This window comes from Spirosoma montaniterrae, from assembly GCF_001988955.1.
Classification (GTDB): domain Bacteria; phylum Bacteroidota; class Bacteroidia; order Cytophagales; family Spirosomataceae; genus Spirosoma; species Spirosoma montaniterrae.
In genome coordinates this window covers 3,290,629-3,303,863 of sequence record NZ_CP014263.1, presented here as the reverse complement: position 1 = coordinate 3,303,863, position 13,235 = coordinate 3,290,629, and the positions used below count along the sequence as shown (strand labels likewise).

Below are 13,235 nucleotides of genomic sequence, written 5' to 3'. Positions count from 1 at the left end.
CTACACTCATGGCTTTCCCCTTTTATCAGCAATACGATCAAATGGACTGCGGCCCAACGTGCCTGCGTATGATTGCGCGGCACTACGGTCGGCAGTATAGCCTGCAATCATTGCGAGAGAAGGTTGGTATGAACCGCGAAGGCGTGTCGCTTCTGGGTATCAGCGACACCGCCGAAGCACTTGGCTTTCGAACTATGGCGGTGAAGATTACGTTCGACCAGCTATTTTACAAAGCAACGCTACCCTGTGTTATACACTGGGAACACAACCACTTTGTTGTAGTGTACCGGGCCGAGAAAAATCGGTTTAACTGGCCGGATGGTACTCGCTATGTTTACGTGGCCGACCCCGCCCGCGAATTGCTAAAACTAACGGAAGAGGAATTCCTCGATGGCTGGATTGGCACCGACCGCACCGATAAATCAACCGGGATTGCGCTGCTCATTGAGCCAACACCCGCTCTGCATGACGACGACGAAGACGAGTCTAAAGGCGGAACCGTTGGCTTCAATCGGTTATACGGATACCTATGGCGATATCGTAAACTGCTGGTGCAGTTGGTGCTGGGTATGCTGGTAGGAAGTGGGTTGCAGCTTATTTTACCGTTCCTTACTCAATCTATTGTCGATGTTGGTATCAATACGCAGAATATCGGTTTCGTACATTTAGTGCTGATTGCTCAACTCGCTCTGTTTGCCGGGCGAACTACGGTCGAATTTATCCGAAGCTGGATTCTGCTCCACGTCAGCACGCGGATCAACCTGCAACTGTTGTCCGACTTTTTTATCAAGCTGATGAAACTGCCCATGTCGTATTTCGACGTTAAAATGATGGGCGACATTATGCAGCGCGTTGGCGACCATCAGCGTATCGAAAATTTCCTGACCGGCCAAACCCTGTCTACGCTGTTTTCAATGCTGAATCTGGTCGTATTTGGTATTCTGCTGGCGGTGTATAATTCGTCGATATTCTTTGTTTTTTTAATTGGGAGTGGGTTGTATGCGGTTTGGGTAAAGCTGTTTATGAAGCGGCTACGCAAGATTGATTACCGTATGTTCGACGTGTCGGCCCGGAGTCAGGGGGCGTTGGTACAGCTAATTCAGGGAATGCAGGAGATTAAGCTTCACAACTGCGAAAAGCCAAAACGCTGGGAATGGGAGCAGCTTCAGGTAAAGCAGTTTCGGGTGCAAATGAAAACGCTGGCCTTGAGTCAGTATCAACAGGCAGGTGCTTTTTTCATCAACGAAGGTAAAAATATATTCATCACGTTTCTGGCAGCTCAGGCCGTCATTGAAGGCAACCTGACGTTGGGTGGCATGTTGTCGGTGCAATACATTATTGGGCAACTTAACAGTCCCATCGAGCAACTGATTCAGTTTATTAAGTCGTGGCAGGAAGCACAGATTAGCTTAGAGCGGCTCAACGAAATTCATGAACTGTCCGATGAAGAACCTGCCGATAAACCGCTGGCAACGACGCTGCCCGCCGGACGAGGCATTACGATCCGCGACTTATCGTATAGCTACCCTGGTACGGGCGGAATGCCAGTGCTTGAGCACATTAACGCGCTGATACCGCCAGGAAAAGTAACGGCCATTGTAGGGTCGAGCGGCAGTGGAAAAACTACCCTGCTCAAACTGTTGCTCAAAGCGTATGATCCGGCTGCGGGCGATATTCTGGTTGGCGAACAGATGAATTACGTGAATCGTCCGCGTCGGCGGTCGGCTCTGCATACGCTCGATGCGCAACCGGTTGGCAATACCGGTCTACGGCTAAGTCAGGTTAGCCACCGGCTATGGCGCGGTCAGTGTGGCGTGGTTATGCAGGATGGGTTTATTTTCTCGGACACCATTCTGCGCAACATTGCTGTTGGCGATGAACACCCCGACCTGAGCAAAGTAGGTCGCGCGTTACAGATTGCTAATTTACAGGACTTTATTGATACGCTGCCGCTGGGTTTGCGTACCAAAATAGGTGCCGAAGGAAACGGCCTGAGTCAGGGCCAAAAGCAACGGATTCTGATTGCGCGGGCTGTTTATAAAGACCCGCAGTACATCTTTCTGGACGAAGCTACCAATGCGCTCGATGCTAATAATGAGCGGATTATCCAGAAAAACCTAAGTGAGTTTTTCCGGGGGCGAACCGTCATTGTGGTCGCGCACCGGCTCAGCACGGTTAAACACGCCGATCAGATCATTGTAATGGAGAAGGGCAGCATTGCTGAAGTGGGCACTCATGCCGAACTCACCGCCCGCCGGGCAGGCTATTTCAACTTAGTGAAGAACCAACTCGAATTAGGTAATTGATGGCTTTGTTATGACAACGGTTTCAACGCGTTCCCGAAAGAAAGCCCAGGCTCGTCCCCCTGTGGAAGCACCTCCGGTCTTGTACGACGCAGCCGGGCAATCGGAAGCGGTAAGCGAAGTATTGTCGCAACCGCCCGCGTCGATTGTGCGGTGGGGTACAACTGTGCTGTTTGGGGCATTGCTGTTATTGCTGGCCGGGGCATGGTTTATTCGATATCCCGACGTTATTCCGGGTAACGCGCTCATTACTACCGAACAACCTCCGCTAAAGTTATTAGCCAGAGCTAACGGACGGCTAACGTCGCTTTTGGTAGACGACAACACATTTGTAAAACGCGGTACGCTGCTGGCCGAAATCGACAACACCACCCGACTCGAAAATATACCCAAACTACACCGGTTTATTACCGACGCCCGACGTTTACTTGCCGATCCGACTTATACGTTACCCTTGCTGCCCGAAGGTATTGCCCTCGGCGACGCTCAGGATGATTATAATCACATTGTAAAAAGTTATCGCGAACACAAACGGTTGCTGACGGATTCCTATCACGGTCAGCAGGCGGCCATGTTGCAGCAGCAGATTACAGATTATCAACAACTTATCGACTTAAACGAACGACAGTTGGTTCTTACCGAACAGGAGTACGGCAACGCCGAGCAAAAGTACCAGACAAACGCATCGCTCTACCGTCAGAAAGTGCATTCGCGGCTGGAGTTTCTTGACATGGAAAATAACTTCCTGCAAAAGAAGAAAGAGCGTGAAACCTTCCGGAAGGTGATTGTTGAAAATCGGCTGATTCTGGCCGACAAACGCCGACAATTGTCAGAAATGAGCTATCAACTGCTACAAAAAACGCGCTCACACCGCGATAACATCGAACTGCACGTCCGCGACATCGAGAACGCACTTCAGGTCTGGCAGTATACTTACGTGTTGACAGCCCCTACCGATGGCAAATTGATTTATTTAAGTCAGCTCGTTAAAAACCAGCCTGTTCGCATAGCCGACACGTTGTTTGCCGTGTTACCGGCCAGTCGACAACCTTATGTTGGCTTCGTGACAGTTCCGGCTCAGGGAGCCGGGAAAGTGCGCGTTGGGCAGTGGGTAGTGATCAAATTAAATGACTTTCCGTATCGGGAATACGGTGTTTTACGCGGGCGCGTCATGAAAATTGCGCCTACTACCACACCGCGCACTTACCGATTACAGGTAAGCCTGCCGAATGGTTTAGTGAGCAGTTATGCTAAAACGCTACGGTTTAAACCCGAAATGACTGGCTCTGCCGAAATTATTACCGACGATATGCGGCTGCTGGAGCGGGCTTTTCATAATCTGCGCGGACTGGCTGCCAACTAAGCCGGGTCGTGTTTATCAACTCAGTGCCTGATAAACTGATAGGGCATAGGGCAAAAGCTGATGATGACCCTGCAAGTTTAGCTTCTTCATAATGTTGTGCCGGTGGTTGTTTACTGTAGCAACGCTCCGGCATATACGATCTGCAATCTGGTTATTCGTAAAACACTGCGCGATCAGGCAAAGAATCTCCCGCTCACGAGTTGTTAACCGCGACAAATCGGTAGTATCGGTGGGCTTGGGCGGAAGTTTGGCAATTAATTCGTCAACGACCTGATGTGCCAGTGGTGTTATGTACGAACGATCATCGAGCACTTCCTGCACACAATAAAATAGCTCAGCAAAGCCCGAATTAACGAACAGGTAGCCTTTCACGTTTAATTTTAACGCTTCGGCTAAGTAGTCGGGGCGTCTGCTTTTGGCGTAAATAATGCACTTTATCGGCATATGATGGTCTTCGATGTGCCGAACAATGTCGATACCGTTCATGCCGGGCATCTCTGCCCCCAAAATGGCAATACTGGGATGCTGATGCTGAATAAGCCGAAGGGCTTCACGACCGTCGGTAATACAACCTCGTACATGAAGCCGACGCGCTTGTAATGATTCTTTCAATGTTTCACACAATAACATATCTTGTTTGGCGATGAGGATACCACCAGGCGGAATAAGATGGGTAAACATAGCGCAGCGAATCTTAGGTAGGATTTATTGCAATAATACTATTTACTTATGAAAAAGTTTTACATGAATAAAAATATATTAGTGACTTATGATATGTCTCATATCGAGAATGAGTGTATTAGTATCACCTATGTTAGAATTTTAATCATTTTTGATACGCTTTGTTTATTGATATCTTCTCTCATGCGATTAACATTGAGTTTAAATGTTGGGTCTGTCAGAATGGTCTCAGCCCGCAGGCGAATCAGGGCTGCATCGTCGTTGATATGGCAACGAAGGCCAATTTGGTGATAAACAATGCGGGCTATGTTGCCTGGCGTGTCTTTGTGCTTGTCGGCAGGATTGGCAATGCCCAGCATCGGTACAGCAGCAGCAATGCTCTCTTTCACAGAATTTAAACCGCCGTGTGTAATCATCAGGTCACAGTAAGGCAGCAAAGCTTGCTGGTCGACGTGGCTGACTAAACGAATATTGGCAGGGATAGCTGATGTACTCACAAATTCTTCAGAAAAGGAGCGGCCTGTTGAAATAATGACCTGATGGGCTGATGACCCCCCAAAGGCGTCAATAACCTGCTGAATAAAACGCATATAACGCTGCGCACTCGAACCCGCCAATGTGCCGACACTGCAGTAAATCAACGATTTATCGGGTTGCTTCCAGGCAATAAGGGCCGTCGTTAGTTCGTCAGCCGTCTGGAGTGGCTGATTCCAATAGTGCAAAACGGCTTCATCGGGAAGGTGCCGCATCCAGGGATATTCGAAGACATCGCTCATCAGAATGAGCGTTTTAACGCCGGGCAGGGCATCGTAGCTATACATAGCCGATTGGCGGCTGGCTCGAACGGTACTCGCTAAACGTTGTATGTAGCAATTATGGAAATAGGTATCCGTTCTCCCGAGGAAAGCTGCGGTATTTATCAGATGATAACCCCACTTAATGACTTGCTGACGCGTCCAGAGATAATTTGAGTACAATGAACTCAACCAACCGGCGCGGGCTATATAGCCGGCATTGAGCGGAGGAATGTGCGCGTTTCGGCGCGTCGATAATTTTGTATTGATAAGATAAACTGCGTCAGTATACGTAGCGAAATAAGGATAATAATGATTTAGGTGTTCATCCAGATAAAGTATGTCGGGCTGTTCAGTAAGATACAAATGCCGTGCAGCCGCAATGCCCTGAAGAAATTCCCGGTAACGTCCGCGCCAGAAACGTCGGTCGACAGCCGATTTTAACAGCGTACCTGCAAAAGCCTTCAACGTAAGTGTTTCATACGCTGTCATATACTCAAAATTAGCGAACGCGAATCCACTTTCCTGAACAAGTGCTGCCAGTGCAGGCGTACCGGCAAACACAACCCTGTAGCCCTGCTGTTTCAGATCATTTGCCAGCCCAAAACAGGGCGTATAATGGCTGGGCGCAGGCAGCATCAAAAATAAAGCCGTTTTCATCAGTTGATAAGGGCTAATAGGGCCAATGAATTAAAATGGTACTGGCAGGCTTAGTGAATCGCTGCCAGTACCAGACTATGTTATACATATACACAAGCGTAAGGCTTGCAGGGGCTCAAGGTTTGCAGGGAGGCAAACCCGGCAGCGTATCGCTACAGCCTGACCCGCCACCACCACTGCCCGGAGGAGGTCCGCAGAGCACCGTACAGCCCGGATGCGGCCCGGGTTGCGAAGGGAAGCCTGTAAAGGTTCCATAACAGTTGCAGTACCAGGTAGTGCCGCCTTTGACCGTTCTAATCTGTTCTTTCGAGAGCAGTGCATCAGCAAGGTCCTGAAGTTTCTTTTTCATGACTTTTGAATTGATTATGGTTGTTGATGAAACCCGTTGGGGCGTTTGGAGAAAGGCAAAAGCCAGCTTTCCGTGCACAAGAAATTTGGTCTTTTGCCTGTATCAAAGGTATAGCTGTCGCAGCCCGTCATCAATAAGCTAAACCATTCATTTATACGTCATTTTTATAGTAGAAACCTATCAGAACCTATGTATAGTTGTTCAGTTTACCGTAGCTGTTCCAGCCGGTCGAGCATTTCTAAACAGGCGCGGCTGTTGTGATACGGACATTTCCACATGCTTATTTTCTCGGTGCCCAGCACCCGGTGGTCGGCGGTAACGCCACTGAACCACTCGCCATTTTTGGTGTCGAGCAAATACTTTTTAATGAATGTCCAACTCGCCAGTGACTTGTCTAAAAACTGTTGTTCGCGCGTAAGCTGATAAGCGTTCAGATAGCCGACCATTGCTTCGGCCATGACCCACCACGACCGTTCACGGTTCAAATGACCGGTTTCCGGCTCGAATTCGTAATTCATGCCGCCGTCGGGTTCCAGCCCGGCAGAAGCAGCCCGCGCCATCCGAACGGCCACGTCACGCACTCGTTTTTGCAGGGGCTTGTCGGCAGGGTTGCGTTCGGCCAGCAGGTCGGCGGCTTCGGGCAGTAGCCACGACGCTTCAATGTCGTGACCGTAAGACGTAGCCGTGCGCCGAACCCGCCAGTCGTCGTCCATGAAGAGGTTCATCCGGTAGGTTTTCGGATCAACGATGTGGTCGAGAAACGACCCAATCATGCCGCGCATCTGTGTCGCCACCGACGCGTCGGGCCAAACGCGGTACAGGCACGTAAAAGCCTCCAGAATGTGGAGGTGTGTGTTCATGGTCTTGGTTTCCCGGTTGGCAGGTTTGCTCAGAATATAATCGGTCGCCGTAGACCAGTCGCGGGCGAAGGCTTCGCGAAAACCGCCCCGCACCGGGTCATACGCACGCTTGACCATCGTTTGAAACTGTGTTTTTGCCAGATCGAGCGCAGCCGCCGAGCCGGTGGCGCGGGCATATTCGCTCAGGCCATAGAGCGCGAACGCTTGCCCGTAAAGTTGTTTGAGGGGTTGTTTGGGCTGGCCTTTGTAATCGACCGACCAATAAACACCGCCGTATTGCGGGTCAATGAAATAAGTACGTATGTAGTCGAACGCCCGGTCGGCAACGGCGCGGTAGTCGTCGTGTTGGGTGTGGTGCAGGGCGGCTGAAAACGTCCATAGAATGCGGGCGTTCAGCACAATGCCTTTATCGGCGGTAGGGTCGGGGCGGTTCTGATAATCGACGCGCCCGTAAAAGCCGCCATTGGTTGGGTCAGGCGCGTGGCGTTGCCAGTAGGCCAGAATATCTTTGTGTTCCTGCCGAAGCTCAGCTATAACCATAGTGGTAGGTGATGAGTGATGAACGATGAGTGATGAGTTTGCTGACGCACCTATAAGACACTGGCGTCAGCAAACTCATCACTCATCGTTCATCACTCATCACTCATCCCTATTTCTTCCGGCTTCCATTCCGGCTATCGCTGTGGCCCGAACGACCGTGACCCCCGCGCTCGTCGGCCAATTCGGCTTTGCTCATCTGGCTGAAATCGTCGGCTGAACCCTGTTTGCTTTTATTGGCGTTGGTCATGGTTTTCTCGCCATTGGGCCGGTTTTTGCCCGTATCGCGGGCGTCGTGATTACGCGTTTGTTCGCCCTGCGGCTGACTATCGTTCGAGCCGGGCTGGTTTGTGGTTTTGTTGTTAGCCATAACGTTTGTTGAGTTGATTTGTAGACTATAACCGCTCTATTTTCTAAATGTTTGACACAAAAAAGGCCGCTTCCGAACGTTCGGAAGCGGCCTTGAAAATGGGGGTGTTTATCAATACCCCGGATTCTGTTTCAGCACTTCTTTACCCTGAAGGTCGATCTGTGCCTGCGGAATGGGCAGGTACTCATCCTGACCAGCAGTAAACGTAGAACCGCCCAGCGTTGTCGGCAAACGGCTCGATGCACCTTCATAAGCCAGATAGGCGTTGAGTACCTGTGCCGCAACGCCCCAGCGAACGAGGTCGAAGAAGCGGTGGCCTTCGTCGCCCAATTCAAGCCGACGCTCGAAGCGGAGCGCGGTTGTTGCCGACGCTTTGCTGGCAAATACGGATGCCGGATATTCGGCGATTACGTACTTGGCCGCCGGTGCGCCGTTGGCCCGCGTTACGAAACCTGCCGGATTGGCGGCCCGCGCCCGAACCAGATTGACGTATTCACGGGCTTTCACCAGCGATCCTACCTCAATTTCGCACTCAGCCGCCATCAGCAACACATCGGCGTAACGGATGATCGGGAAGTTAAGAGCCGTGTAGCCCGGTGTCCACGACGAGTTATCCTGCAATGAACCCCGGTCCGACTTGTAGTACGTAAACTTCTTCGGCGAGTAGGGGCCACCGTTCGGCTGATTCCGAATCCAGTCCTGACCGGGGTGATCCATCCAGTCTAAGTACGGAATACCACGACGACCAATCGTGTGGTCGATGCGTGGGTCGAGGTTGCCGGCGTCGGGTGTGAAGTCGGTTTTCGACGTAACGCCCATATCGGTTTTCAACTGGTTGGCACCCGTGTTATACGAACCGTCGAGCAGGGGCAGGCCGGTGGCATCGGTACGGAACGAGTTGGCATACTCGAAGCTTGGCTGGTTGAAGCCGCAGCAGTTGCCGGGGCCATTCGGGCCGGTGTTATACGGGAAGTTCAGGTCAAACTCCGGGTTGGCATTATTTACGTTGCCCGTGTTGGCCGCTGCCTGACTGGCAAAAATCGACTCTTCGTTGTTATCGTTCGATGCCTTGAACAGATCGGCGTAGCGTGGCACCAAGCCATACTTTTTGCCGTTCGACGTTTTGCCATTGGCGATAACCAGATCGAACAGGGCTTTTGCTTCAGCGTATTTCTTCTGATACAGATACACCTTCCCCAGCATCGACGCTGCGGCCCATTTGTTGACCCGACCAACGGCATTCATCGTTTCGGGCAGGTTATCGTAAGCAAACTTCACGTCGGCTTCAATCTTCGGCCAGAGGTCTGCGCTGTTGTTTACTTTCTCGATACCCGTGCCGTAATCGACCGTCTCGTCAATGTAAGGCGTATTATTATACAACCGCTTCAGGTCGAAATAGTACAGGCCGCGCAAAAAGCGGGTCTCTGCGGTGATGCGGGTTTTTTCGGCAGCCGACACGTCGGAACCAGCCGAAGCCAGCAACCGCAACGTGGCGTTGGCCCGGCTGATGCCTTCATATTTCCGCTGCCACGTACCCGCAACGTCGCCGGTTGAGATCGTCTCAAACCGCTGAATTGGGTTGATGGACGAGAAATCGCCGGGGTCAGTACCTTTGTTGGCGTCGCCCCCGCGAATGCCGCCCCATACCCAGTTGGCTACCGAAGCCAGCCGGTCGCCCCGACCGTTGAGCATTGAGTAAGTGGCAATCAGCGAGCCTTCAATACCGGCCTTTGATGCTAACTGTGCGTTACTCAACTGACCCGTAGGCGGCACTTCCAGAAATTTGTCCTGACAGGCAACGCCCACAATCATAAGCGTTAACGTGGCGGCAGTTCCTGCCGCTACTTTCCTGATAGTGATATTCATAGTTCGTTTTGTGTTTGAATAAGTTGGTTTGTACTGACGGTTAACGGTAATGGCTTGATAACAAGTGCATTGGTTCGCCAACCGCCAGTTCAACAAAATTGTTTACAGGCCAATGCTCAGACCGCCCAATACTTGCCGCGTAACGGGGTAGTTACCCACGTCGATACCGAAGTTGGTGTCGGCGTTACCACCTACACCGGGGTCGAGACCCTGGTATTTGGTGATCGTGAACAGGTTGTTGGTCGATATAAATACCCGTGCGCGTTGCAGACCAATTTTACCCAGGATAGTAGCGGGCAGCGTATAGCCGATTTGCAGGTTTTGCATCCGGAAATACGAGCCATCTTCTACGTAATACGAGTTACCCTGCGTGTTGGTGCTAAAGTTCGACGCCCGCTCGAAAATGGGGATAGTAGCACCGGTGTTTTGCGGTGTCCACGAATTGCGAACACGGGCACTGATGGCGGCTCCTTCAAACGAAGGGAAGAAATCAGTAAACCACTTCGACTGATTCCAGATTTTGTTACCGAGGAAAGCCGCGCTATACGTTTCTATATCGAAGCCTTTGTAGGTGAAACGCAGGTTAAGCCCACCGCTGAACTTCGGAACCGGGCTGCCGAGGTACGTCCGGTCGGTAGGGTCAATCTTGCCATCGCCGTTGATATCGGCAAAGCGGAACCGGCCCGGCGCGGCACCCTCCTGTTTGGGCGCGGCATCGACTTCAGCCTGACTCTGGAACAGGCCCAGCGTCTGGTAGCCGTAGAACGACGAAATTGAGTAACCAATCTGGTTCCGAATAGGGTTAATGCCCCGGAATCCTGGGTTGATGTAGGTGATGTAATCCAGGCCCGGCGACAGGGCCACAATCTTGTTGCTCAGGAAGCTACCTACCACATTGGCCTCGTAGCCTACTTCGCTGCCAATTTTACCGCGCGTGATTACCTGAATATCGATGCCCTGGTTACGCATCTTGCCGATATTCACCGATGGTGCGCTGGCAAACGTACCGATTACGTCTGGAATGGGTTGCTGGAACAGCAGGTCGCGGGTATCTTTCCGCCAGATGTCGAAGATTACTTCTAAGCGATTGTTGAAGAATGACCCATCGACGCCGAGGTTGCTTGTAATCGAGGTTTCCCATTTAGCATCCGGGTTGCCAATCCGCGAGCGGAAGAAGCCTTCTGCCGCGCTGGAGTTGCTGCCGTTGATGTCATACGATGAAGCACCAATGTTGGCCGCGTACAGGCTGAACTGATTGTTGGGGTTCACGTTGTTCGAGTTCCCCATGATGCCGTAGCCCCCGCGTACTTTCAGGTCTGTTACCCATGGAATGTTCTTCATAAACGGCTCCGACGATACGCGCCACGCTGCCGAAGCTGCCGGGAATACCCCATAACGGTTGTTAGCACCGAAACGGCTCGATCCGTCTCGCCGAATTACGCCCGTCACAATATACTTGTCGTTAAATGAATACACCGCCCGTGCAAACAGCGAGTTGAACGTAACACCCCGCCCGAGGCCGCTGTTTACGACTCGACCTGTTGCCGAAACCGTACTCAGCGTCACGTAATCAGGGTCGGTCGAGAAAGGGTTCAGACCGCTGCCGTTCCACCCCCGACCTGCTCCTGTGTTTAAGGCTTCCTGACCCACAATCACGTTCACATCGTGTATGCCAAATCGCCGTTTATAATTGGCTGTGTTCGTAAGCACCCAACCCAGCGAGTTACCACCAAACTCGCCGTAGCTGAAACTGGAGTTGTTTTCTGAGTTTTCGTACTGCAAACGACCGTAATTGAACCCTGAGAAGCTTAAATACTGCCCACCAATGCTGCTGCGGAGCGTCAGGTTGTCAATGGGGTCATATTCAACATAGAGATTGCCGAACGCGCTGGCGTCGAAGTTGCGGTTGTTGAGCAGGCCCTGCCGGTTTGCCACCGGGTTACGGGGGTTGTTGAAGCCTTTGGCTGCCGTACCGGCGTATCCGCCAAATTCGTCATACACCGGAATAATAGTCGGCATACGGAAGGCAGCCAGAATTTCATTCTCATCGGCAGCAACACCGGTTCCGAGGTCGCCCCCGGTTTGCCCTAACCGTTGCAGGTATGTTACCTGGAAGTTTTCACCAAAACGAACGCGCTTCGACAAGTCGAACTCGGTGTTGGCTCGAAAGGTGTAACGTTTAAAGCTGTTGGCAATCAAAATACCTTTCTGATCCTGCGCACTCAAACCGATGTAGAAACGGCTGGTTTCAGAACCACCCGCAAAACTCAGGCCATGCCGTTGTACCGGGGCTGCATTCGTGACTTCATCATACCAGTCGGTGCCCGCTTTGTTGGCCCGAACCACCTGATAAATAGGCCCTAAAGCCGGGTTCACGTTGTACTTGGCCCGTTCGGCTTCGAGGTTAACCGTACCCACCACACCCGGTGTACCGCCCACGTTGATGTAGTCTGGAATAACCGGCGTTGGGCCGCTGCCAAACTGCGGGTGCGTCCAGCCTGCATCGCCGGGTTTCAAGCCTGAGTTGCGAAACGCATTCCAGGTCCATTCGGCAAATTCGGTGGGCTTCAGCATCTCCTGCCCCCGGCCCGGATCCGTGACGCCGTACTGACCATCGTAGGATACTTGAAGCTTGCGGGCTTTGCGGCTTCCTTTCTTGGTTGTCAGGACGATAACGCCGTTGGCCGCGCGAGCACCGTAGATCGAAGCCGAAGCAGCATCTTTCAGTACGGTCAGGTCGGCAATGTCGTCGGGTGCCACAAAGTCGATGTTGTTCTGCACGTTACCGATGGGTACGCCGTCAACAACGTAGAGCGGCTCATTACCACCGAAAGCTCCGAAGCCCCGCACCCGAATCTGGCTGTTGGTGCCCGGTTGCCCGTTCGTGATTACGGTCAGACCGGCTACCCGGCCCTGCAACTGCTGGGCCACGTTTCCCGATGGAATGGCAACCAGGTCGCGGGCTTTCACGGTCGATACGGCCCCGGTAGTACCCCGCTTGCTGTCGGTGGTATACCCCGTTACAACCACCTCGTTGAGGGCAGTTGCATCGTCTTCGAGGGTTACGTTAACGGTAGAGCGGTTGCCTAACGCAATTTCCTGCCCTTTGAAGCCGATGGCCGAGATTACCAGCGTTGGGTTTGCCCCCCGAACGTTGATGGTGAAATCGCCGTTTGCATCGGTTGATGTACCCGTTTGACTACCCTTCAACAATACGTTAGCACCGGGAACAGGGCCATCAGCACCTGTAATTTTGCCTGTCACCCGGCGATCCTGAGCCTGAGCATTTATACTACAGAAGAGTAGAAAAATGCCCACAAAACCGGCTCCTAAGAATCTGTAAAGCAATGCTTTCATGAATAAATAGGTTGGTTTGAAAGTTAATTTAACAATTGCAAAAAATTTGAGAAAACAATGTTATAAAGAGGTTTTATTGTATTTATACTGGTTTC

9 protein-coding genes are annotated in these 13,235 nt (G+C 51.8%); 2 read left to right on the top strand and 7 right to left on the bottom strand.

The window, feature by feature from the left end; all coding sequences use genetic code 11:
* The first annotated feature begins 8 nt into the window (after nucleotides 1-8).
* Nucleotides 9-2,306 (top strand): peptidase domain-containing ABC transporter, encoded by a 2,298-nt coding sequence (locus AWR27_RS14305; RefSeq protein ID WP_077131793.1) that lies wholly within the window; start codon nucleotides 9-11, stop codon nucleotides 2,304-2,306.
* A gap of 61 nt (nucleotides 2,307-2,367) precedes the next feature.
* Complete coding sequence (locus AWR27_RS14300; protein WP_198045002.1) at nucleotides 2,368-3,666, top strand: beta-barrel domain-containing protein; 1,299 nt, start codon at nucleotides 2,368-2,370, stop codon at nucleotides 3,664-3,666.
* Between the two features lie 15 nt (nucleotides 3,667-3,681).
* Here AWR27_RS14300 and AWR27_RS14295 read toward each other — a convergent pair whose 3' ends face one another.
* The 7 genes from AWR27_RS14295 to AWR27_RS14265 form a co-directional block, all read right to left on the bottom strand.
* The gene (locus AWR27_RS14295) at nucleotides 3,682-4,347 is read right to left on the bottom strand and encodes a response regulator (protein ID WP_077131791.1); all 666 of its coding nucleotides are present in this window, start codon (nucleotides 4,345-4,347) and stop codon (nucleotides 3,682-3,684) included.
* 128 nt (nucleotides 4,348-4,475) lie between these two features.
* Nucleotides 4,476-5,801, bottom strand: a complete 1,326-nt coding sequence (locus AWR27_RS14290; protein ID WP_077131790.1) for a nucleotide disphospho-sugar-binding domain-containing protein — start codon at nucleotides 5,799-5,801, stop codon at nucleotides 4,476-4,478.
* Between the two features lie 115 nt (nucleotides 5,802-5,916).
* Nucleotides 5,917-6,150, bottom strand: a complete 234-nt coding sequence (locus AWR27_RS25300) for a TIGR04149 family rSAM-modified RiPP (protein WP_077131789.1) — start codon at nucleotides 6,148-6,150, stop codon at nucleotides 5,917-5,919.
* 206 nt (nucleotides 6,151-6,356) lie between these two features.
* On the bottom strand, nucleotides 6,357-7,550 hold the full coding sequence (locus AWR27_RS14280; RefSeq protein ID WP_077131788.1) for an AGE family epimerase/isomerase: 1,194 nt from the start codon (nucleotides 7,548-7,550) through the stop codon (nucleotides 6,357-6,359).
* A 109-nt stretch (nucleotides 7,551-7,659) separates the two neighbouring features.
* Nucleotides 7,660-7,917, bottom strand: coding sequence for a hypothetical protein (locus AWR27_RS14275; RefSeq protein WP_077131787.1), 258 nt, complete (start codon nucleotides 7,915-7,917; stop codon nucleotides 7,660-7,662).
* Nucleotides 7,918-8,028: 111 nt separating this feature from the next.
* Nucleotides 8,029-9,783, bottom strand: a complete 1,755-nt coding sequence (locus AWR27_RS14270; RefSeq protein ID WP_077131786.1) for a RagB/SusD family nutrient uptake outer membrane protein — start codon at nucleotides 9,781-9,783, stop codon at nucleotides 8,029-8,031.
* A gap of 102 nt (nucleotides 9,784-9,885) precedes the next feature.
* Entirely contained in the window at nucleotides 9,886-13,140 is a 3,255-nt protein-coding gene (locus AWR27_RS14265; protein ID WP_077131785.1) for a SusC/RagA family TonB-linked outer membrane protein, read from the bottom strand.
* Nucleotides 13,141-13,235: the final 95 nt, after the last annotated feature.

Excerpts from the sequence above, each read along its gene's own strand:
- AWR27_RS14290 (WP_077131790.1), bottom strand. The coding sequence starts at position 5,801 with ATGAAAACGGCTTTATTTTTGATGCTGCCTGCGCCCAGCCATTATACG.
- AWR27_RS14265 (WP_077131785.1), bottom strand. The coding sequence starts at position 13,140 with ATGAAAGCATTGCTTTACAGATTCTTAGGAGCCGGTTTTGTGGGCATT.
- AWR27_RS25300 (WP_077131789.1), bottom strand. The coding sequence starts at position 6,150 with ATGAAAAAGAAACTTCAGGACCTTGCTGATGCACTGCTCTCGAAAGAA.
- AWR27_RS14305 (WP_077131793.1), top strand. The coding sequence starts at position 9 with ATGGCTTTCCCCTTTTATCAGCAATACGATCAAATGGACTGCGGCCCA.
- AWR27_RS14275 (WP_077131787.1), bottom strand. The coding sequence starts at position 7,917 with ATGGCTAACAACAAAACCACAAACCAGCCCGGCTCGAACGATAGTCAG.
- AWR27_RS14280 (WP_077131788.1), bottom strand. The coding sequence starts at position 7,550 with ATGGTTATAGCTGAGCTTCGGCAGGAACACAAAGATATTCTGGCCTAC.
- AWR27_RS14270 (WP_077131786.1), bottom strand. The coding sequence starts at position 9,783 with ATGAATATCACTATCAGGAAAGTAGCGGCAGGAACTGCCGCCACGTTA.
- AWR27_RS14295 (WP_077131791.1), bottom strand. The coding sequence starts at position 4,347 with ATGTTTACCCATCTTATTCCGCCTGGTGGTATCCTCATCGCCAAACAA.